The 21,649-nt window shown below is 64.3% G+C and carries 19 protein-coding genes and 3 pseudogenes; 5 read left to right on the plus strand and 17 right to left on the minus strand.

Going from position 1 to position 21,649, the window contains the following annotated elements; genetic code table 11:
* Position 1: 1 nt before the first annotated feature.
* The 10 genes and pseudogenes from ACSQ86_RS16600 to ACSQ86_RS16645 form a co-directional block, all read right to left on the minus strand.
* On the minus strand, positions 2-820 hold the full coding sequence (locus ACSQ86_RS16600; RefSeq protein ID WP_436309199.1) for a TrbG/VirB9 family P-type conjugative transfer protein: 819 nt from the start codon (positions 818-820) through the stop codon (positions 2-4).
* Positions 817-1,623, minus strand: a complete 807-nt coding sequence (locus tag ACSQ86_RS16605) for a virB8 family protein (protein ID WP_436309200.1) — start codon at positions 1,621-1,623, stop codon at positions 817-819. Before ACSQ86_RS16605 ends, ACSQ86_RS16600 begins: the two co-directional genes overlap by 4 nt.
* The gene (locus tag ACSQ86_RS16610; RefSeq protein WP_436309201.1) at positions 1,620-1,757 is read right to left on the minus strand and encodes a hypothetical protein; all 138 of its coding nucleotides are present in this window, start codon (positions 1,755-1,757) and stop codon (positions 1,620-1,622) included. Before ACSQ86_RS16610 ends, ACSQ86_RS16605 begins: the two co-directional genes overlap by 4 nt.
* Positions 1,758-1,767: 10 nt before the next feature.
* A complete protein-coding gene (locus ACSQ86_RS16615) occupies positions 1,768-2,721 on the minus strand; it encodes a type IV secretion system protein (protein WP_436309202.1) in 954 nt (317 codons plus the stop codon).
* Positions 2,722-2,734: 13 nt separating this feature from the next.
* Entirely contained in the window at positions 2,735-2,998 is a 264-nt protein-coding gene (locus ACSQ86_RS16620; protein ID WP_436309203.1) for a hypothetical protein, read from the minus strand.
* A gap of 4 nt (positions 2,999-3,002) precedes the next feature.
* Positions 3,003-3,725, minus strand: a complete 723-nt coding sequence (virB5, locus tag ACSQ86_RS16625) for a P-type DNA transfer protein VirB5 (RefSeq protein ID WP_436310277.1) — start codon at positions 3,723-3,725, stop codon at positions 3,003-3,005.
* 1,396 nt (positions 3,726-5,121) lie between these two features.
* A pseudogene (locus tag ACSQ86_RS16630) lies at positions 5,122-6,243 on the minus strand (conjugal transfer protein TrbE); the annotation flags it as partial.
* The gene (locus ACSQ86_RS16635; RefSeq protein ID WP_436309204.1) at positions 6,243-6,578 is read right to left on the minus strand and encodes a hypothetical protein; all 336 of its coding nucleotides are present in this window, start codon (positions 6,576-6,578) and stop codon (positions 6,243-6,245) included. The pseudogene ACSQ86_RS16630 and the gene ACSQ86_RS16635, both read right to left, overlap by 1 nt.
* Positions 6,579-6,583: 5 nt before the next feature.
* On the minus strand, positions 6,584-6,838 hold the full coding sequence (locus ACSQ86_RS16640; protein WP_436309205.1) for a hypothetical protein: 255 nt from the start codon (positions 6,836-6,838) through the stop codon (positions 6,584-6,586).
* 170 nt (positions 6,839-7,008) lie between these two features.
* Positions 7,009-7,638 carry a lytic transglycosylase domain-containing protein gene (locus tag ACSQ86_RS16645; protein WP_436309206.1) on the minus strand — a complete coding sequence of 210 codons (630 nt, stop codon included), beginning with the start codon at positions 7,636-7,638 and terminating at the stop codon, positions 7,009-7,011.
* Positions 7,639-7,876: 238 nt separating this feature from the next.
* On the opposite strand from ACSQ86_RS16645, the gene ACSQ86_RS16650 reads away from it, so the two are divergent.
* Positions 7,877-8,734 (plus strand): helix-turn-helix domain-containing protein, encoded by an 858-nt coding sequence (locus ACSQ86_RS16650; RefSeq protein WP_436309207.1) that lies wholly within the window; start codon positions 7,877-7,879, stop codon positions 8,732-8,734.
* 83 nt (positions 8,735-8,817) lie between these two features.
* On the opposite strand, the gene mobF is transcribed toward ACSQ86_RS16650, so the two are convergent.
* The 4 genes from mobF to ACSQ86_RS16670 form a co-directional block, all read right to left on the minus strand.
* Positions 8,818-11,808: a MobF family relaxase gene (gene mobF, locus ACSQ86_RS16655; RefSeq protein WP_436309208.1), complete on the minus strand. Its 2,991-nt coding sequence runs from the start codon at positions 11,806-11,808 to the stop codon at positions 8,818-8,820.
* A 17-nt stretch (positions 11,809-11,825) separates the two neighbouring features.
* Positions 11,826-13,457, minus strand: coding sequence for a type IV secretion system DNA-binding domain-containing protein (locus tag ACSQ86_RS16660; RefSeq protein WP_436304370.1), 1,632 nt, complete (start codon positions 13,455-13,457; stop codon positions 11,826-11,828).
* Positions 13,457-13,810, minus strand: a complete 354-nt coding sequence (locus ACSQ86_RS16665) for a hypothetical protein (protein WP_436309209.1) — start codon at positions 13,808-13,810, stop codon at positions 13,457-13,459. Before ACSQ86_RS16665 ends, ACSQ86_RS16660 begins: the two co-directional genes overlap by 1 nt.
* Before the next feature lie 502 nt (positions 13,811-14,312).
* Positions 14,313-14,861, minus strand: a complete 549-nt coding sequence (locus ACSQ86_RS16670; RefSeq protein WP_436292852.1) for a helix-turn-helix domain-containing protein — start codon at positions 14,859-14,861, stop codon at positions 14,313-14,315.
* Positions 14,862-15,166: 305 nt separating this feature from the next.
* Here ACSQ86_RS16670 and ACSQ86_RS16675 point away from each other — a divergent pair, with 305 nt between their 5' ends.
* The 4 genes and pseudogenes from ACSQ86_RS16675 to ACSQ86_RS16690 all read left to right on the plus strand — a co-directional run bounded on the left by ACSQ86_RS16675 (position 15,167) and on the right by ACSQ86_RS16690 (position 18,903).
* Positions 15,167-15,466, plus strand: a complete 300-nt coding sequence (locus ACSQ86_RS16675) for a helix-turn-helix domain-containing protein (RefSeq protein ID WP_436309210.1) — start codon at positions 15,167-15,169, stop codon at positions 15,464-15,466.
* 441 nt (positions 15,467-15,907) lie between these two features.
* A pseudogene (locus ACSQ86_RS16680) lies at positions 15,908-17,635 on the plus strand (glutamine amidotransferase-related protein); the annotation flags it as partial.
* Positions 17,547-18,041, plus strand: a complete 495-nt coding sequence (locus ACSQ86_RS16685) for a chorismate-binding protein (RefSeq protein WP_436310278.1) — start codon at positions 17,547-17,549, stop codon at positions 18,039-18,041. The pseudogene ACSQ86_RS16680 and the gene ACSQ86_RS16685, both read left to right, overlap by 89 nt.
* A complete protein-coding gene (locus tag ACSQ86_RS16690; RefSeq protein ID WP_436309211.1) occupies positions 18,034-18,903 on the plus strand; it encodes a DMT family transporter in 870 nt (289 codons plus the stop codon). The genes ACSQ86_RS16685 and ACSQ86_RS16690 overlap by 8 nt, the downstream gene beginning before the upstream one ends.
* Positions 18,904-19,489: 586 nt before the next feature.
* Here the strand turns inward: ACSQ86_RS16690 and ACSQ86_RS16695 are convergent.
* The 3 genes and pseudogenes from ACSQ86_RS16695 to ACSQ86_RS16705 form a co-directional block, all read right to left on the minus strand.
* Positions 19,490-19,789, minus strand: a pseudogene (locus ACSQ86_RS16695) (transposase); the annotation flags it as partial.
* A gap of 106 nt (positions 19,790-19,895) precedes the next feature.
* A complete protein-coding gene (locus ACSQ86_RS16700; RefSeq protein ID WP_436309212.1) occupies positions 19,896-20,696 on the minus strand; it encodes a transporter substrate-binding domain-containing protein in 801 nt (266 codons plus the stop codon).
* A gap of 34 nt (positions 20,697-20,730) precedes the next feature.
* A complete protein-coding gene (locus ACSQ86_RS16705) occupies positions 20,731-21,615 on the minus strand; it encodes a Bug family tripartite tricarboxylate transporter substrate binding protein (protein ID WP_436304377.1) in 885 nt (294 codons plus the stop codon).
* Between the last annotated feature and the right edge of the window lie 34 nt (positions 21,616-21,649).

Raw genomic sequence — 21,649 nt, forward strand, 5'->3', positions numbered from 1 at the left:
GCTAGCCTCCCGGTTCCCGGATTGCGCGCTGGACCCTGCCGCTGGCGGTGCCGGTCGGCGATGACTGGATCGGCAGGCTCGGCGAGCGGTTGGTGATGCCCGCCACCAGCGCGCCGCGGCGCAGGATGACGCGCTGCACCACGCAGTGCAGCACCATGGTGTCCTCCTCGACGTGGTAGTCGACCAGGCTCTCGGTCCCGTCGGGCTCGATGACGAACGCCGCGGGCAGCGGGTTGGCAGCAGAAAACAGCATGAAGGTCTGTCGGCCGTTGTCGTGCATGGACAGGGGCTGCAGCTCCTGCGGCCCCACGATCCAGTAGTCGTAGTTGAGCGTTCCTTCACGCGAGGACGCCTTGAAGTCCGAATTCATCTGCCTGCGCTCGGCCTCCTGTTTCGCCAGCGCGATGGCCTCAGGTGTGCTGGCGTCCTGCTCCGGGTACTGCAGGCGCACCCAGTACGCGACGCTGCGCGACGTGCGGCTGGTGGTCTTGAGCTGGAACAGGTACGAGCGCCGATTCGTGAAGATGGTCAGATTGGTGTCCGCCTTGACGTCCTTGGGCTTGAGCACGAACAGGTTGCCGTTGATGGCCGCATGCCAGGCATCGCGGTCACCCATCGCGAAGTCCTTGATCTCCTCCTTCTTGCTGAGCTCGATCGTGGTGACCACCCCTTCGGCGGCGGCGATACGGATGATGTTGTCGCCGGTGAACTTCACGGTCTGGATGCGTGCATCGCCCGCCGACGGCACGGTGCCGATCTCGGCGCGGACGAATCCGGCCGAGAGCAGCAGCGCAAGGAGCGCACACGCACAGTGGTTCATCTGGTTGCGGCCTGCGGCATGCCGACATTGGCCGGCGTGATCGCATTGGATGTCGACGAGACAGGAGCGGGCCCCACCGACCCGGGCGCTGCCGGCGCGCTGAGCACCTGCGGCACGCCCTCCTGGTCACGCCGGTAGTTCACCGCGCAGAAGCCAAAGGCATTGACGTGCAGGTCCTTGATCTGGGACGGGACGTTGGCCTTGTCGTACCGCACCGTGAGGGTCGAGATGTAGCGCGTGCGCACAGGCGGGGCGACGCCGCGCGTCACGGTTTTGTCGAAGCGCACCTGCGCCACGCGCAGATCGTCCTGGTCGGTCGGCAGGAACGTGATGCTCTGAATCTCGGCGCGCTCGGCATCGGTCGGCGTCATCGTCTTGACCGGCGACTGGGCGTTGATCTCGGGATTGAAGTAGTTCTCCCAATCGGTGCGCACCGGTCCGCAGGACATCAGGTAGGCCGTCTTGTAGTTGGCCTCGGCCTCGCCGCGCGTGAAGCCCTCCCGCGCAAGCACATAGCGAGCGACATCCGATTGAACGATCTTCTGATCGCGGTCGCGGCCCACTGTCACTGTCTCACCGGGCGCCTGGACGTCGTAGGCACCGGTGGCGTTATCGACGCGGATGATGGCGGGGACGAACTGCTTGAGTGGAAGCAGGACGCTGATGCTGAGCACACTCAAGGCGCACAGGATGCCGCAGGCCCAGGCGATCTTGGCATTGCGCGACGCGCGACGCTCCAGATCAAGGCGCTGCTGGGTATCCCAGTCCAGCGCCTGCGAGAAGTAGGTCTGCTTGTCGGTCACTTCACCGCCTTGGTGCCCTGTGACGCGTTGATGGGCCGCTCCTCACCTGCCGGCCAGCCGGGCGGCTTGGGCACGCCGCAACCGAGGAGGCTGATGACCACGGCGAACAAGAACAGCTTGAGCAGGTGCTTCATGTCAGCAGCCTCACTTGGAGCTTGAGCGGCTCGGCAGCGACCGTCCGTGAATCAAGTTCGTGAGTCCTGCACCGAACGAGCCACCACTTCCGCCTGTGAGCGATGCGCACATGACCGGGATCTGCAGGAACATGAAGAACATGGCAAGCGATATGAGCAGAATGGGTATGGTCAGTGCGGCGACATTCAGCCCGTCTCCTTTTGCTCCCACCAGCCGCGCAACCATCGAAAGCACGCCACCGCCTCCCGAAACGCCGCCCAAAGTCATATTCAGCTTGCCAACGTAGCTGTTGACGATTCCGATGAACATGAAGATGAATAGCGCAGTAAACACGTGATAGAAGACGAAGTACAAAGCCGTGTTCAGCCACGAGTAGAAGTAGTTCCTCGTCTGCGGGAGGATAAGCGCGAGCAAGAAGAATGGCCCGACAGCGAGCACCATGCTCAAGCCGAGTTTCGAGAAGATGATTGAAAACATCGCGGCAGCTAGCAGCAGGTACGTAGCCACGATCACCAGGACGCCCATCAGGAACAGGGCGATCGCTGGACCAATCGCCAAATCTTTCACTAAGTTCGTGCCAGCAGTGAACATCGCTGAGACGAGGTCTACGATTTTCTCGTTCACTTGACCCAATAAATCGGGTGCACTGGAAGATGTTGCGCTCAGCGCGGTCGTAAGTTCAGATGGAAGGTTGAAGATGGGTCGCGCGACCCACGACAGATACCCGTTGCCCATTGCGTAGAGGACGATCATGAAGCCGACGAACTTCAACAACCAGTCAGTGATCGGCACCGCAACCTTGCCCTCAATTACGAGATAGCACCAGATCAGCATGCAGATGCCCAGAAGCACCCAAGCGACGGGAATGACATACCCCGAGATGCCCGCAGCGGCCGTTTCGTAGAACGATCCCAACGCCCGTTCAAAGTTGTTATAGATGTCACCGATGATGTTGTCGGCCATGACGTGCGTCGCATCAGAACCTGACGGTGAGTGGCTTAGTGAGCTTTCCGACCTCGTCTTGCACCTTGCAAACCGCCATCCGCTTGCCGTTCTTTTCGACCTCTTCGGTGCAGGCCTTGTTCAGCTCCGTTAGCGGAGCGAGGTTGCCCTTGTCTGTCTCTGCCGCGATGGCTTTGGCGTCGAACCTTGGCAACTGGCTTATTTCTTCTTTCTTGCCGCATCCGGCGAGGGATGCCACAAGCACACCCAGAGCGACAAAGAGGTTTGATGTTTTCATAGCGTCAAAACCTGATGCCGCCAGCCGCCCCACGGGTCATGCCAGCGTTGAAGTTGTCGATGGCCGACTGCTGCAGCAGGCGGCGGTCCGCCTCTTCCATCGCCTGGATGGTCGAGAGCTTGATCTGCTCGTTCTGCATCCGCACGGTTTCCACCTGGATGCGCGCCTGCACTTCGTTGATCGCCTTCACGTCAGTCGAAGCGTTGATCGAACCGACGAACGTCTGCAGGTTGCGGATGTTCTCGGCAGCCTTGCGGTAACCCATGTCGCCGATCTGCTTCTGTAGTGCCAGTTGCTGCCACTGCTGGTTGCAGGAAAAACGCATGGTGGGGTCGCTGTTGAGCTCCGCGCACGATCGCAGCTGATTGGCTCGCATGATGTCGTTCAGCGACCCTGAGATACCGGCAAACGACCCGCTGCCGTACTTGAGCGACCGCACCGCGCCAACGTAGTCCTGTGGCAGGTACTGCGTCAGCAGGTCGTTGTTCATGAGGCTGCCCAGGTTGCGCATTCCCTGCAGCGTCCCGTAGACCTGCTTCATCTGGTCGAGCTGGTCGCTCATCGAGCGCAGCTGCTCGGTCCACTTCATGATCGTCTCGATCTGGTTCATCGTCGCCGGGATGTCGCTCGTGACCGTCACCGGGATCTGGGCGTTGGCGCCGCTGGCCAGGCCAGCGCTCGCCACGAGTCCGAGAAGAAAGCGCATCGCGCGCGTGAATAGCTTCATCACACTCTCCTTTTAGAAACAGGGGCAGCCAGGCGGCCGGCTCGGGACCCCCCTCGGCGATCGCTGAATGCATGACCTCGACGTTGTCCAGGCTCGCCGAAAGGACGGCGAGCATGTCGTCCATGCCGCTCAGGTCCATCCTGACCAGCACCGACTCGGCGCCCTTCTTGAGCAGGAACTGGCCCGAGTTCTCCTCGGTGTGCTTGATGAGGTGAAACTCGCGCGGCGTGAGCTTCAGGCCGTCGATGTAGTCGGCCTGCTCGGCCTCGCCGTTGGGAAGGAGCAGCTGGGTCGGGAACTGCGACAGCAGCGTGCTGCCGAGCGGCGAGCGGCTGATGTCGCTGGGCTCCTGCGTGTCCAGTCCGATCACGCCGTCTTCCTTGCGGATCGTCTTGCCCTTGTTCTCGATGAAGCTCTGCATCAGCGGATCCTTCAGCGCCCGCCAGGCCTCGGCGATGTCGATGATGTGCGGCGCGCCGGACGCCTGCTGCGCGATCTTGTGCGTCAGGTATCGAAGGATCGGCGTTCTCGCCTCCTCGATGTCGAGGAAGTTGGTCATGTCGAAGCCGAAGGTGTCGGCGCCGCTCAGATCGAACCGGTCGGTCTCGTTGTCCAGCACCCACGCAAAGGCGCCGCCGTCGCACCAGCGACCCAGCGCGTTGTAGAGGCTGCTCTCGCGATGGGTAGGCAAGGAATCCCGAACCCGGGCGTATCGGCGATGCTTGGGCTCCAGTTCGTAGACCTGCCGGATGCTGCGCAGCAGGTCCTCTTCGTCCTTGTGCGTCATGACGTACTTGCCATCGAACTGCGCATTCCAGCTCATGATGCTCAGGATGACGGAGATGTTCTCCGGGGTCGGGGGCATGGAGAACGGGTTCATGCCTGTCGGCTCGCCGCCGGTGATCCGGAAGTACCGCCCTCCCATCGCGCGAATGCAGATCTCCTCGCCATAGTCCTTGTCGAAGCTGAAGATCTTCAGTGGCCGGCCGCTCGCCATCTCTTGCTTCCTTGCGAGCAGGCGCAGCGCGAGTTTCAACACCGTCTTGCCGCCGCCCGAACGCCCAATGATCTTGTAGTTGCCCAGCTCCTTGCGGTGCGCCCGGGCTCGCGCGTCACCGGCGGCGTCGTTGGCCGCCCCGCCCTGGTCTTCCTCCGAGCCGCGCCGCGCCGCCGGCTCGTCGTCGTAGTCGAGGCGGATGCCCTGCTCCAGCAGCCGGTTGCGGCTCACGTGGTAGTTGAAGAAGTAAGGCCCACCCGCTGCGGTCTTCAGCAGCGCAATCGGCGCACCCCACTGGCTGCCCTGCGCGTTGCCCCTGGGATGGTTGTGCATCGGGAAGAACTTGGAGAAGTTCTTGCTGCTGATCGGCATCGCCCGGATGCGTCCGTAATTGAAGTTGCCCGGCAGCGTGCTGAAGTAGGTGCAGATCAGCGCCCCACCGCGCTCGCGCGAGGTGTTCATGCTCTTCTGGTCGAGCAGGGTCACGGCGGTGTTGACGTTCTGGTTGAGCTCCTTGATGGAGTCGCCATAGACCACCAGGATCAGCTCGTGCTCGAACATCGAGAACTTGCCGGCCTGCAGCTGGGTGCGCGCCGCGGCGACCTCCTTGAGCTGCTCCTCGTTGTCGCTGGTGGACTTGATCTTGTTGTACTGGGTCTTGAGCAGGGCATCGGCCTTGTCGAAGGCCATCACCGTCACCGACTGACTGAGAACGAACTCGAAGGACGAGGACAGCAGGCCTTCGAAGACCTTGGCATCGAGCTGCTCGGCTCGGTACGGGGCCACCAGCGTGAGGATGGCGGCAAACCGCGAGCCGGCCGCGCCCTCGATCTCCACCGTCTCGGCGCCGAAGTTCAGCGCCGCGGCCTGCAGGCTCTGGCTCAACGCGTACGCCCCGAGCCCGATGTTCCGGTCGGTGTTGTTCAGCAGCCGGCCATAGAACCCGGCGGTGCGCGAGCACAGCTGCCCATCGAGGTCGTAGGTCCCGAGCCGCCGCGGGTGGTAACGCTTCAGGCTTGCCATCAGTTGCGCGGACAGCTTGGACAGCTCGTCGCGCGCCCGCAATCGCAGCTCGGTCGTGGCCTCGCTCGAACGCTTCGACAACCGGATGCTGGTGCGGTCCGCCCGGTTGCCGGCAAGGCGATACACCGGCGAGACGAACAGCTGGTTGGTGAAGTGCTGCTCGCCCTCGAACTTGCGCGCGTACTGCCGGGCGAACTCCTCGGAAAGGCTGTTGTCGTAGCGGATGTCAGAGAAGTCGTGGCGCACGCGCCGGCGCTCCAGATGCGTCCACAGCGCCACGTTCGGGCTGCGCGCGATGTTGTTGATCGCGGAGAACCATTGCTGATTGAGGTTGTCCAGCTCCCTGTGGCTGAGGGTCTCGAACGACAGGCCCTGCACCGAAATCGTCTGCGTGAGGTCGCCCTCGTAGGTGATGACGGTGTGGTCGTCGATCTGCTGCGAGTACGGCAGGCAGCTGGCGACACTGCGCTCGGCCTTGGTGCTGGGCACGGCAGACATCACTGCACCTCGCTCCGATTCAGGTGCGGGCTGAAGCTGACGACGCCGCGGCCGTGGCTGTTCTTGTTCAGGGCGAACCAGCGGTGCCGGTAGCTCGCCACCAGGTCCCGTACCCAGAACGGGTTGTCGTTGGTCTTGAGAACCAGGACCAGATGCAGCGGCAGCAGCAGGAGGGTCCAGAACCCGAACAGGCGCGTGCACAGCAGCAGGAGCATGCATTCGGCGCCGAACACGGGCAGCGGCACGTAGGCCTGCAGCACCGGTGCCTGCGGCCCGCGGTAGATCACGGCGCGCTCGAGCGCCGGCTCCTCGTGGCGTTGACCGGCCTCCATCATGGCCCTCAAAGGTTCGAGATGCCCGAGGCCGATCCGCCCACCATGTCCTTGACGAACTGGATGATCGCCACGACACCGAAGGCCAGCGCCGTTCCCAGCAGCGCCTGGAAGAAGATCTTCTTCGGATCGTCGCGGCCGAGCCAGTTGCCGGTCACCCAATTCAGCAGCGTGAGCAGGCAGGCGATGGCGCCGATCACTCCGACAACGCCGTAGATGACGTTGAAGATGTTGACGCCGGCCTGCTTCAGGCTTTGGGCCATGACGGGATCGCCAGCTGCTGCGAGCGCGCCCGCAACGCATGCCATGCGCGCCCAACCGGCCGCGCGGCGAGCCTTGGCGAGATCAATCCTGTGGAGCGGCATGGTGAACTGGGCAAGCATGGAATCCTCCCGAGGTGAAGTGGTCGGTGTTTGACTGCGCAGGTAGAGGGTCAGAAGCCCGGGCGGCTGCCGGCCTTTTCGAAGATGTCGAGCGACTCGCCGGCAAGGGTCGGCTTGCTCTTGGCTTCGTCCACCGGCAGCGCAGCGACGTTCGCCGCCGCGCGCGGGGCCGAGACTGCGGGCCGGGCGGCCAGTGCACCGGCGCCGAAATGCACCGAGGGCGGCGCACTGCTCATGTACGCGAAGATCCGGCTGCAGTACGCATCGCTGATCGCCCGGTCCACGCCGCCGGAGTTGTAGCCGCGCAGCGCCGCCCATATCGCTGCCATGCCGGAATAGCCGGAGGCCGCGGCACGGTGGTAAGAGTTCCAGAGGATCTTCTGGCCGACAGCGAGGTTCTGGCACGGATCGAAGGCCTGCTGCCAGGTCAGCCCGTACAGCGACACGTTGCTCGCGTGAATCTGCGCCAGTCCGACCGAGAACTTGCGGCCAGCGGCAACCAGGGCCTTGGCAGTTGCGACGGCCTCCTCCAAGGTCGCCGGCTGCTTCACCGAACCGTGCGCCTTGTCCATGCCGATCGCCAGGGGCTGCCAGGCCGACTCAGCACGCACGAGCGCCTGCATCAGCACCGGCGAGACCTGCGGAGCACATTGATCGAGCAACGCAGCGATCGCTACCATTGCGCCGCTCCTGCATTGCCACGCGTACCGCTTGCAAGGAAGGGCGCAAGCCGTAGACCATCGCACAACGTCGCGGTGGAGTGGCTTTGCATGGTCGTAGCGAGCATTTTTTGATCGTCAACGGATGGAAAACTAGTCAGTGTTGTCTGGCGTGGCGTATTATGTATCGCATGACGATACAAAATATTATTTGTAGTTGCGCGTGACGCAAACTTACATTTGGATAAGGCCAGAGTAGATGACATCCAGTCCGCCCCCCGACGAAGACGAACCACCGTCGCAAGCCGCTCAGGCCGTTCGCGCCCTGCTCGACCGCCACGGCATCCCCAAGCACAGGCAATCCACATTCGTCGGCGAGTTCTTCAATCTCTCGCGCGCTGCTGCGCACCGCCGCGTTCACAGCACGGCTGCCTGGACCATCGACGAGTTGCAGACCCTCGCGGAAAAGTTCGGGGAGTCGCTTCCGGAGATGCTCGGCGGCGGACGTGCCAAGGGAGGGACGAGAGCGACGTTGCAGGTGGGAGAGGTCCGGGCCCCGTGCCGCGTCTGGTTTGCCGATGGCGATGAGCTCGGCAACGCCACCTTTGTGGCCGTGGAAAGCGCCGGCGCCTACAAGGTCGTTCCTGCAGACTCGGTACCCAAATCGTCCAGGACCCGGCAGATTGCCCGCTTCGAAATCGACCAGACGATCGGCCCGCCTGCCCGCATCGCGGTACTGGACGACGACAAGGAAGTCACCAAGACGATCTGCGCCGTGCTGCGTGAGAAAGGCTACGAGCCGGTGGGTTTCAGCGCCGCGAATGCGTTGATCGCAGAGATCCAGCGCTCGCCGTTCGACGGCTACATCCTCGACTGGAAAGTGCGCGGCGGCAATGCCTTGCCGGTCGTGGCAAAGATCCGCGAGCAGGCTGTTCACGGCGCCATCGCCCTGCTCAGCGGGCGCCTGCGCGACGGCAGCATCAACACGGCGGAGGTCGCCGCGGCGTCGAGCCAGTACAACTTCAGGGTGTTCGAAAAGCCCGCGCAGATCGAGTTCATCATTGCGGCGCTCGAGAGCGATGGCTTGGAATCCCCTCGAGCCCCGGATTCCCGATAGGGCTTTTCCGTCGCGCGGTCGAACGGGCAGGGCACGAGGGTCCCGCCGGGACTGACACCGCGTGGCGACCAGCTACGGCCGCCTCACCTCTGGTGAGCGACCCCGAGCGCCGCCGCTGCCGGCCTTACAGGCGGCGGGCGCATCCTGACCTGAGCGGCAAGCTTGAGCCTGGCAGCACGGTCTATCTTGGTTTTAAGGACCATCTGCTCGTTGCGCGCATCGCGCAATTCCAGTGCCGCGAACTTCTTCGGCTCCCGGCTCATTGCCGCGGCGAGCTTCGACGCGTCGTCGGTGAACAGCGTGATGTCGTTGCGCGGCCGCGAGATGGCCACGTAGAACACCGCCCGGTTGCTGGTCAGGCTTTTCGTGTTGGCGTCGACCAGCACCCGGTTCCTGGTGAGCCCCTGCGCAGAGTGGATCGTGCTGGCATAGCCGTGCTGCAGGTGCATGGGCCGCCGGCGATCGATCCTGATGCCCAGACGACCGCCTTTGAGCGTCACATGCGTCGCATCGACGGCCGCCACCTGGTAGCGCTCGCCATTGCAGACACCCAGGACCTTGTCGTTCGCGCTCACACGCACCCAGTCGCCCGGCGCCAGATCCACGTTCTCCATCTCGTACAAGCGCAACATGGATTGCCGACCGGGGTTGAAGTCGAAGCGCCGGCCCCCTTCCCTGTCCACCGTGAGCAGGTTGCGCCGGATGTCGTGGCTCACGACGGTGAGCTGCTCGCCCTTGACGAGATCGCTGCCGTAGCTGCGCTGCGGCACGACGATCTGGCCGGCCTCGTAGCTCTGCGCTGACTTGAGTTCGGCGCGCGTCATGTCGACGTTGTTCAAGACTCCCACCTTTTCACCGTTCGGAAGTGACAGCCCCTCGCGCACCAGCGCATTGATCGCCCGGCGTGCCTCGTTGGTCCCGGCGACGATCAGGGTTTCGAGTCGCTCGGACGCCGGGAGCTGCACATAGGCCTGCGCAATGCGCATATAGCGCCGGGCGTCCTGCTTGACCTCCACTACCGTGTGCTGGAGCACCGACACGGCGGCGGGAACCTCGCTGTTCGCCGCGTGGACCACCGCCGCACGAATCGCCTCGTTCTTCTGGCGCTTGATCTCGGTCAGGTAGGCCCTGGTCATGCCGGCGTCCTGCAGCTGCTCGAAAGGCTTGCCGGCCTCCACCGCGTGGGTCTGCTTGCGATCGCCCGCCAGGATCAGCCGCGCATCGTGCTTCTCGACGATGGCCATGAGCTTTTCGAGCTGGTGCGCGGGCACGACGCCAGCTTCGTCCAGCAGCACGATCGAATGGCGATCGAGCGCTCGATGCTGGCTGGTTCGGGCAAGGAAGGAGGCGAGCGTCTGCGACTCCATACCCAGCGCAGCCAGCGCCTGGTTCTGCGACGCGTAGGGCGCCAGCCCGATCACCCGGTAGCCGAGCTTGCCCGACAGCTTGCCGGTCTCGGCCTTGATCCCTTCGACGGCCTTGCGCAGCATGTGGCTCTTGCCGGTCCCTGCCAGGCCCTGGATGCCAACGAACCGATCGCGCGCGGTCAGCACCATCGACACCGCATCACGCTGGCCGGCATTCAGGTCGCTCGCTGCCAGCATGCCGGCCGCCGCCTCAGCAGATGCCACGGCGGGCACGGCGCCGCGCCCGGCTTTCTCGATGGCCAGGATGCGGATCTCGCTGCGGCGGGCTTCGGGCGTCGTGAAGCGCGGCTCGGCCGAGACGAGCGCACCACGCCGGATGGCCGCGTCGACGCTGGCCTGCGCCTGCTGCTGGGCCTGGCCGCGCACCGCCATCGTCAGGGCGATCCATGAAGAGCGGGTCAGCTTCTCCGAGTCGTCATGTCCCTTGAAGCGGCCCGCGCGAGGATCCCTCAGCAGCTCCGAGGCGCTGATGTTCAGCGAGCGGGCCGTCTGGTACAGCGGCAGCTCGGACAGCAGACGGCCATCCGATTTCGCCGAGTTCAGCGCCGCTTCGACCGCAGTGGTACTGGTGCGCGTTGCAGCGCGGCCATAGGCCACCTCGAGCAGTTCGCCCCGGGTGAAGATACCCTGCCGCTCCGCCAGGTGCGCGATCGCGAAGTCGATCGCGCCATTGGCTGCTGTCGCGCTGGCCCCCTTGCCGGTCAGCTTCTCGACGATGGCGTCGCCCAGCTTGTCGACTCTTCGCTGGATCGTCTGCCCGAGCCCACTCTGGACATCCAGCTCGATGCCGGCCTCGCGTGCGGTCTGCAGCCAGTGCGCGCGCAGCCAGGCACGGTCGCTCTCGGTCTTCTTGCGGCGCGTGGCCAGCGTGACGATCTGTTTCTGGGCGGTGGTGGCGCTTTCCCGATCCTGACCGCGTGCCGCGAGCAGCCGCTCGATCTCCTGGCTACGCTGACTGAAAAGCCGGATAGCCGGATCGGAAATGTGCGCCAGCTCCCAGCCGCCCTTTCGGGTCTCGCGCAACTCGAAACCCAGCGCCCTCAGCTCGGCCGCCAGCGTCGCTCGGTAGAAGGCGCCCACCACCTTCACGTTCCTGAGCATGTCCTCGTTCGAGAGGGCCCGCCATTCGCCATCCGAACGGCGTGTCAGGTTCATGACGATGGCATGCGTGTGCAGTTGCGGATCCTGCGCGCGCGACAGCTCATGGCGGAACGTCGCCGTCACGAGCTTGCCGGTGCGCTCCCGATACGACAGGCCGGCTTGCTTTTTGCGGGTGGCAGCGAACTCCTGCAGCAGGTCGAGACTCTTTTTCACGGCCGCGTCGTGCGCGTCGATGATCCGCGGGTCACCCTTCACGAGCGCCTGGATGCTGACCGATTTGGGCGCACTGAAGGTGAAGTCGATGCCCTTGCGGTCCTTGCTGCCCTTGGTCTGGCTGAGTCGGACGCGCTTCCCGTTGGGCAACTGGCCGTCGAGCAGGTTCTGGAAGGTCTCGCGATCGACGGCGTGGATGCCGTCCAGCCCGAGATCGATCACCCCCTGACCGATCCAGTCGCCGCGATGGCCCTCCTTGCCGCAGTAGTCGTCGGAGGTTTCGAAGTAGTGGGCTGCGCCGGAGGCGCTGGTCACGAACTTGAAGGACAGCATCCGCCGGCGCTCCAGCGTCAGGCACTGGCCGCGGCGGCCACTGCTGCGGGCGTGGCGGGCGCAGCATCGGCCGCGGCTGAGAACAGCAGGTTTTCTTCCTGTGGCCGATCATGAAAGCCGTCCGCCATGACCATCGGCGCCGCAACCACCAGGCGTGGCTTGTACCTCATGGTCACGCGTGCGATGGGATAGTTGCCCGCCAGCTTCAGGTAGCCCGTGAGATTGGGGAGCAGGTGGAACTCGGCCGGCGACACCAGGCGCTCGGTGTCCTGGCGATGCGAAAGGGTGCCCTTCCCGCCTGCACTGCCGACCGACACGCTGGGCGCCCGGCGCAGCACGGTATGTTCGCCGAGCCCGCGAGAGAACTCCTCGGCGGTGTAGGTGTCGAGTTCGCCGATGCCGCACAGGAAGGCGCTGCGAAAGCAGTTGCGCAACGTCAGCGCGTCGTCCCTGCCGTAGATGTCGTTGAGTTGCGCCAGCGACTGCACCCCCGGCATGATGCGCAGGCCCTTCTTCCGTCCCTTGGTCGCGGCGTCGATGATGTAGTTCAGCTTCTCCAGTGAGTCGAGTTCGTCGCAGACCAGGTGCATGCGCCGGTCCGGATCCTCCGGCATCGACAGCACGCTGGCGCAGGTCACGTCCACCCAGCAAGAGATCAATGGCTTCAACGCCTGCAGCATGTCCTCACGCCAGGTGATCCACAGGCCTCCCCGGCCCGCGTCGAGCCAATCCCGGAACGAGAAGTCGCCCGAGGGCAGGTACTTGTGCGGCGTGATGTACTGGGTCAGCACGGTCCGGATGCTGGCCAGGGTGTCCGGCGCTCCGTGGAAGCAGCCGGCGGCCGGCGTTCCCGCCAGCAGCGCCTTGAGGTCGTCATTGCTGGCCGTCGTGAGCCAGTAGACCAGGCGCTCCGTGGTGCCCGCTCCCTGCCGCAGCAACACCGTCAGGGTCTCGCTCACGATCGTGCGGCCCATGCTGTTCCACGTCTCCTGCTCCGTGGACGGGCTGCGCGGGATCAGGCTGATCGCGTACTGCTCGCAGTCGAAGCTGGTCCGGATCTCGTTGAAGATGCTCCAGCCCTGGCTGCGCTTGTCGAACGGATTCAGGATCGCGTCGCCAGCGGCGTAGAAGTAGCGCATGGATGCGCCGTCGGGATCGACACAGATGATGCGGTCCTGACGCGCCACCGCGCTTTCGATGTAGTCGCTGATGCACACACTCTTGCCCGTGCCGGTCGAACCGCCCACGAAGAACTGGGTGTTCTCCACTTCCGCAGGAATGGGAATCCCGGCAAAACGCAGTTGCCCCCTGCCCTTCCTGGTCTGCGCGGCGAGCAGCGTCTGGCTCACCATCCTGGGTCCCCTCAGTCTCGTCACGAAGGCCGCGCCGCCGAAGTGATTGACGTAGCGATTCGCACAGACGGCGAAGACCAGCACGCCGAGAATCAGGCCCGCGATCGGCCCGATCCAGAGCGCTGGAATGCCGGGCGTCTCCTTGGCCGCATACCAGAGACCCCGTGCAAACATCGATGCGGGTAGCCGGTAGTAGAGCGCGACGCCGGCGACCCAGCCCGCCAGGATGGCGGCGAACACACCGAGCGCGAGCAAGGATCGCAGGGCGTTGTCGGGGCTGCGATGGCTGACGAACATCACCTGCCCTTCAGGAAGCCTTCGATCGCCGTGACGTCCAGCACCTGGTCAGCCTGGGCACGGATGCTTTCACTGACCGACTTGCGAACCATGACGTACAGGCCGCAGAGGATGCCCAGCAGCAAGTCCGGATCGGTCTTTCCACAATCGCTATCGCGCAGCCGCTCGACCTCGGCGCCGATGCGTTCGAGCTCGGATCGAATCTCCTGGAGCACGCCGACGTTGAGCGTGAGGGCGTCGAAGTAGACCTGCTTGATGTGCGAGCTCAGGCCGGCGATGCCCGAGGCCGCATGGGCACGCTGCAGCACCTCGGCCTCTTCAGCGTTGAACTTGATGGACACGATGCTCGGCATGGTCCTACCCCTTCAAGCAGCATTCATGCGGCTTTCGGACCCCGAGGTCATACCTCGGAGAGTCCAGGCCGTACCCAGTTCAACCCCTTGGCGACGGAAGTGAAATGGCGCAAATGGCGAAGGTCGATCATCTGCGTCTCCCCCGTGGGTCTTTTCATGTTGACTTTCGCCTCGACTGATCATTCATTGGACGTCTTGCTCCTGCCGTCGCGTACCAACGCAACATATTGATCGCCCCTCGAAGAGCCTATCCGAGCGCGTGCCTTCGCTCACCCACCAGTTCTGGGAGTTGACTGTTCCGCGGCCCCCGTGCCACTCTGTCCGTGGTCGCGCCGTTCCGGCCCGCAATCGTGGTTTAGGCGCTGCTGCTCGAACGCCGCAATGCCGGTTTCATAGTTCTTCTGCAAGCGTCACTTGCCCATCGCCATGGCCGCCGCCGCTGGCTGAGGGCTGGAGGGCTGGAGGGCTGAGACTGGGGTTATGGCTGGGACTGCGTTGCGGTCTAGTCGCGCAACGAAAAGACGATCGCCAGATAGCTCACCGGCGCTTCGATGATCGCCTCGACCCCGTGCAGCGCGCTCGCGTCAAACAGCAGCGCGTCGCCACGGCCGAGCTTGAGCAGCTTGCCGCCGTAGCGGTAGTTCACGCTCCCGGACATCAGGTACAGGAACTTCAGGCCCGGATGCTGGAAGCTGGTGTAAGGCCGCGCCTGAGGCTGCAGCGTGACCAGATAGGGCTCCACGAACAAGTTGCCCGACAGCAGGTGGCCCAACAGCTCGTAGCGGTAGTCCGCCACGGCGCCGATGCGCTCGACCATGATCCCGTGGCCTGCCGGCACGAAGGACAGGTCCGTGCGGCTTCTCTGGTCGGAGAAGAAGCGGGAAAGCGGAACATCGAGCCCCTGGGCGATGCGGTTGAGCGTCTCCACCGATGGGGACACCAGGCCGCGCTCGACACGCGAGAGCAGCGAGCTGGAGATGCCGCAGCGGCGGGCGAGTTCACCGCCAGAGGCGCCGCAGGCGACGCGCAGGGCCTTGATCTGCTCGCCCAGGCGCGAGGTGGACTCGCTGCGGGCAGGCGTTGCGGGACGGCCGCGCGGGTGCGACAGCGCAACGGGTATCTTGGGTTTTCTTGCCGTCGGGAACGGTGAGGGCGGGAAGAGTTTCCTCATGGCAATGCGCTCGGCCCAGGCTGCGACGTTCGACCTCGAACCACAGGTTCGAGCGGTGGCGGTCTGCAAGCTCCTGGATCAGTTCCTTTGCTCACGGAAGGGCTCCCCAATTTGACTAAGGAATCCTTAGTGTAAGGGCCAAGGAAAACTTTGAGCATTCCCGACCGAGTTGTTAGGGGTGTTTCTTGTCCGTTCTTGCAAAGCGCATGAAAGAGGCGCGGCTACGCGCTGGCCTGTCTCAAGAAAAGCTGGGCGTCATGGCGGGCATCGATGAAATGTCGGCGAGCGCTCGGATGAACCAGTACGAGCGTGAGAAGCACGCTCCTGACTGGTTGACCGTGGAAAGACTGGCCGCAGTGCTCGACGTGCCGGTGGCCTACTTCTACGCGGTTGATGACGACACGGCCGCCATGCTACTTGCCTTTCACGCGCTCACGCCCGAAAGTCGCATCAAGGCGCTGGAGATCATCACCCGGATGCAGTGAGCCAGGTCACCGCCTTGACTCCTTCTCAAGAAGAACTGACCTTTGCGTATTTCAGATACGCGAAAGTTAGATCCGGGCCACGGTTCCCCACCCCAACATACGCAGAGACTGGCAAACCGTCGGCTCCTGAGCCGTAGCTCCCGCAGCGCCTGAGGAGGGGCGCACGGTCTATCGCGTGCATCGCGTGCGCTGCGGCTCGTCTTCGAACTGACCGGCGCCAAGTACGCCCCATGGTTGGAAGCTCTCCGGACATAGAAGCGGACCTTCGCACCGACATTCACAGAGTCATCCGGACAAGAATCCTGTGAGCAGGAGCGATCTGCGCGCCCAAGTGGTACCAGGTGCTCAACCTTCAAGCATGCCTACCTGTTCTGGTAGTTGGCACAACTCTGCGCGTCGTCAACGATGGATCCGCACGCTTAAAGTGCAAAGGGATCCACGATGCGCACACTGCTGATCGACAACTACGATTCGTTCACCCACAACCTCTACCAGTACCTCGCCGCGACCAACGCGCAGCCGCCGCGCGTCATCACGAACGATGAAATGTCGTGGCCCCAGATCGCCGAACTCGAGTTCGACAACATCGTCATCTCGCCGGGGCCCGGAAGACCGCAACGCCCTTCGGACCTGGGGGTCTCGGCCGACGTGCTCCGGCATGCCAGGGTACCGGTACTGGGTGTCTGCCTCGGGCACCAGGCCATGGCCCACTTCTGCGGTGCGAACGTGGCCCGCGCCGTACGGCCGATGCATGGACGCCTCGACCGCGTCCGCCACTCCGGAAGCGGCTTGTTCCGGGGAATCCCGGAACAGTTCGATGCAGTCCGATACCACTCGCTGGCAGTGACCGGGCTGCCCGAGCAGCTCGAGCCGCTGGCGTGGACCTTCGACGGCACCCTGATGGCCCTGCGGCATACGTCGAAACCCTGGTGGGGCGTGCAGTTCCATCCGGAATCGATCTGCACCGAGTACGGGGCGCGCCTGCTGCGCAACTTCAGGGAACTCACCGAGCAGTGGCAAGCCCGCGCAGTTGCCGTCCACGGCCCCTCGGCATCGCCCAGGTGGCCTCAACTTGGACACGGCATGCCGCTGCAGCAGGACGACACGCTGATCATTCGCGCGCGATGCCTTGAAAGCTATCCAGACGCCGAAGCGCTATTCCGCCACCGCTTCGCCGGCAGCGCGGCCGCCTTCTGGCTGGACAGCAGCGACGCGGACGGCCAGAACGCGCGCTATTCGTACATGGGCGATGCGGGCGGACCGGACGCGCAGGTGATCACCTACCGGTCACGTGACAGGCAGATCGATATCCACCACGAAGCGCACATCGAAACGCGCATCCAGAGCATCTTCGATTTCCTCAAGCAGGAAACCAACGTTGTGCCGCCTGGCGGAGCGTCATTGCCCTTCGACTTTGCCGGCGGCTACGTGGGCTATTTCGGCTACGAGCTCAAGGGCGAACTGGGCGGCAACCACGCCCACGACGCGTCCACGCCGGATGCGCTGTGGATGCGGGTTCGTCGCTTTGTCGCTATCGATCACGGCGAGCAACAGACCTGGATCGTCTGCGTCGATCGCGAACCGCATTCCCCGGCCAGCGAGGCCTGGATGAATGAAATGCAAAGGACCCTCTCCAATCCGGTGCCATCGGACGCTGCACCACCTGACGGCGCTTCCCGAATTGCGGACGCGCTCGCATGGCGCATCGATCTGCCCGACTACCGACGCCGCATCGCGAGATGCCAGGAGAACATCCTCGATGGCGAGACCTACGAAGTCTGCCTGACCAACCAGCTGGAGGGCGCCGGCCAGATCGACGCCCTGGACGTCTATTGCACGCTGCGCAAGCGCAATCCGGCGCCCTACGCCGCCTTCCTGAAAACGCCCGGCCTGGCGGTCCTGTGCGCCTCGCCCGAACTGTTCCTGAACATCGAGCCGGACGGCACGGTCGAGTCCAGGCCGATCAAAGGCACCGCGCGCCGCGGCGCGACGCCGCAGGAGGACGCCGCCATCGCGGCAACCCTCGCCAGCGACGAAAAAAGCCGCGCCGAGAACCTCATGATCGTCGACCTCCTGCGCAATGATCTCAACCGGGTCTGCAAGGTTGGCAGCGTGCACGTGCCGCGCCTGTTCCAGATCGAGACCTTCGCGACGGTCCACCAGCTGGTCAGCACCATCCGGGGGCCAGTTGCGGTACGACGTGAGTGCGATCGACTGCGTCCACGCCGCCTTCCCCGGCGGCTCCATGACCGGGGCGCCCAAGATCCGGACGATGAGGATCCTCGACGAGATCGAAGGGTCGCCGCGGGGCATCTATTCCGGCAGCATCGGCTTTCTGTCGCTGAACGGCAGCGCGAAGCTCAACATCGTGATCCGCACCATCGTGAGTGCGAACGGCCGCGTCTCGATCGGCTCCGGCGGCGCCATCATCGCAATGTCCGATCCGGACGCCGAAGTCGAGGAGATCGTCCTGAAGGCGCGGGCCCAGCAGGATGTGCTGCAAGAGGCCGGCGCGCCGGGCACGCGCGCTTCTCGCAGTGCCGGGGATCCAACGCCGCACGACAGCAATGGCTGACCCTTCCGCCAATCGCCGCGGCGTCTTCCTGATGCTCGGGGCGATGGCGTGCTACGTGCTCAACGACGCCTGCCTGAAATTCACGCTGGCGCACCACCCGCATGGGCAGGTGCTGGCCGTCCGCGGCCTGTTTGCCACGGCGATGGTCCTGGTGCTCGCCCGTCGCGCCGGCATGCTGCCGCGATGGCGGCAACTGCTGCAGCCGATGGTCGCCGTCCGATCGGTGCTGGAGGTGGCGACCGCCATGGCCTCCGTCGCCGCTCTCTCGCTGACTCCGCTATCCATCGTCACGGCCATCATGATGGTGTCGCCCTTGCTGATTGCCGTGTGCGCGATGGCGCTCGGATGGGAGGCGCCGCAAGCCGGTCGCATCTTCGCGACAGTGACCGGTTTGGCCGGCGTGCTGCTGATCGCCAGACCCTTCTCGCAGGCGAGCGTGGCGAACTGGGGCATCGTGTTCTCTCTCGCCTGCGCTGCCGGCCTGGCGGCAAGGGACCTGGCCACGCGCGCCATGCCCCCGGGTGTTCCTTCGGTCCTCATCACCCTCGCGGCGACGGTGGCCTCGTGCGCTGGCGGTTTCGCGCTCGGCCTGCGGGAGACCTGGCAACCGCTGCAGCCCGCGCAAACGCTGGGTCTCGCGCTGGCCGCCCTGTGCGCGGCGCTGGGTAACTACGCGCTGATCACCGCCTGCCGCGACGTCGATCTCTCGGTCGTCGCGCCATTTCGCTACAGCATCCTGCTCTGGGCGCTTCTGATGGGCTACCTCGGGTGGGACGAGACGCCCGATGCGGCGTCGGGCATCGGCATCGTGCTGATCAGTGCCGGCGGCCTCCTGGCGCTACGCGGCAGTCGTTCCCGCTGAGTGGCCCGCCTCCGCCTTTCGGCCGCGTTGACACGGTCCTGGTGCTCGTGAGTGATGGTGGCCACGTCGATGTGACAGCCAGTTGCTTCGCGGATGTCGGTGGTTATCTCAAGGGCCGTGGGCCTCGGCGAACTTCGGCGATCTGGGCTTGTGGGGCCGTCAGAGCCAGCTTCAACGAGCGCTCTAGACTGTTTGCAGTCGCCCGGGGGCGCCGACTTGGCGGTCCGCTAGAGACTGATTGGAGTCGTTCGCGCGGTCACGATCGAGCTGCTGTCCTCGACCCGGAGCGGTGTGCCATCTCCGTCCAAAGCAGTCGTTCGCCTCCCGCACGCCGCGACGCAAGTCGTCGGTCGTCAGTCAACCCATTTCGCACTCCGTCTACCTTAACGCTGCCTCGCGAGAACTGGAGGTGGACCCGCAAAGTAGAGTTCATCAGCGCCACCACTGTCGATGAGCTCAACGCGGCACCGACGCTTGCGCCATCCTGGTGGTGAGCGATGCGATGGAAAGGGGCAGATGCCGAACGGCTGGCACCCTTGTTGTAGGGGTGTGTCGGGAGCTGGTTCCGGCCTTCAGCCACGACGCCGGTGGGCGTGAAGTGCATGACGAACCGTGGGTGCTTGGCCAGCCACGCCTGCACGGCCGGGTGGGCATGCGTGCCGTAGTTGTCCACGATCAGGTGCAGCGTCAGATGCTTGGCTGGCTTGCGGTCGATGAGCCGCAGGAACTTCAGCCACTCTTCGTGCCGATGCCTGGGCTCGCACATCGAGATCACGGTGCCGTCCAGCGTGTTCAGCGCCGCGAACAGCGCGGTCGTGCCGTGGCGCTTGTAGTCGTGCGTGCGGGTGCCGGCGCGCCCGGCCTTCATCGGCAGGCCTGGTTGCGTGCATCGATCTTCCCGGCAACTCGCATCGCTCCAGCCTCCTGGGCGCTTCGAGTATGCCGAGAGAAATACGTTCCATGACTTCGAGCGCACTACACTCTAGAGAGCGTTACTGCGTCGTGGTCACAAGGGCGCCGCGCATTCCGACCCTCTCGATCGCCGCCTTGACCAGCCCCTCGGACTTCGCGCTCTCGACAAATTTGCGCGCGTAAGCCACGCCGAGGTCCCGTCCCTTCGGCATCGCCATAGCGTGCGGATCGATACCAGGCCGACCGTCGAGAACCCGAGAACCGGGCAACTGATTCGACAATTCGAACAGGATTGGCTTGATGCTGCCCATGACGTCCGCTCTCCCAGTTTTCAGCAGATCCAATGTGGCAGGGTTGCTTGATGCCCGGACCACCACAACATTTTTCAGTAGGGGGGAGAAGAAGACATCCGGGCCGGACCTCTCCTGCAGGGCAACTCGAATTCCGGGGCGATCCACATCGGCCATCGTTGAGATGGAAGAACCGGCTGGGACGAGGTAGCCGAATTCGACTTCCAGGTGCGTCTTGGCGAAATCGAAATCCTTCGCGCGCCCAAGGGTAAACCCAATGAAGGTGACGTCCCAAGCGCCGGACTTTCCGCTGTCGAGGAGGGCGGGGATTGATGGGTACAGGACCGGATCAAACGGAACCCCCATGCGCCGGGCCAACTCCTTTCCGAGGTCGAATCCGATCCCTTTCATCTCACCCGACGCGGGATCCTTGATCACGTGTGTGGGACTGCCAAGCAAGAGCCCAACGCGAAGCTTGCCGGTTGGAGCCAAAGCCTGTCGCGCTTCCGCTGTGGGGGCGGTACTGATGCCCGCACAGCCCGTCAGCAGCAGTCCAAGTATTGCAGTCATCAGCCAAGGAGTCGTGCGCATTGCGTTCTCCTTTGGAGTTGGACTTTCCTGTCTTTTACTTGTCGACCTTGATGTTCGCCTGCTCCGCGATCATGCGATATTTGTCGATTTCCGCCCTTTGAAAGGACGCGAGCTCCGATGGCGAATTGCCGATGGCCTCGCTGCCCTGCTCCGACATGCGCGCCTTGTAGTCGGGCGACTGCACGATGCGCGTGATTTCCGCGCTCAGCTTGTCGAGCACGTCCTTCGGCGTCGCGGCCGGCGCCCACACGGCGTTCCACTGGCTGATGTCGAATCCGGGCAGCGTTTCGGCGAGCGCTGGCACGTCCGGCAACAGCGGCACCCGCTTTTGCGTCGTCACCGCCAGGGCGCGCAACTTGCCGCTCTTCACATGCTGCATCGCCGGCAGCAGTGTGGCAAAACCGCTTGGTGAATGCCCGCCGAGCAAATCGTTGATCAACGGGCCGGAGCCCTTGTACGGCACGTGCACGATGTCGATCATGGTCTGCATCTTGAGCCACTCGCCGGCGAAGTGGTGGGGGGTACCGGAGCCGACCGAACCGAACGTCATCGATCCGGGCTTCGCCCTTGCGATCGCGATGTATTCCTTCAACGATGTGATGGGCACCGACGAATGCACGACGAGCGCCATGGGGGTCACCGTCGCCAGCGTGATCGGCGCGAAATCCCTGACCGGGTCGTACGGCATCTTCGGGAAGAGCGCGACATTGAGCGCGACTTCCGCCGAGGCGCTGACCAAGAGGGTATAGCCGTCGGGCGGCGCCTTGGCGACCATGTCCGCGCCTATCATGCCGCTCGCCCCGCCGTGGTTCTCGATGACGACCGGCTGGCCCCAGCGTTCGCTGAGCATCTGGGCGATTGGCCGCGCGGTGATGTCGGCGCCGCCGCCCGGCGGGTACGGCACGATGATGCGAATCATCTTGTTCGGGTAGGTCTGCGCCGACGCCGTCGCG

This window comes from Variovorax sp. LjRoot130 (assembly GCF_964253755.1).
GTDB lineage: Bacteria > Pseudomonadota > Gammaproteobacteria > Burkholderiales > Burkholderiaceae_C > Variovorax.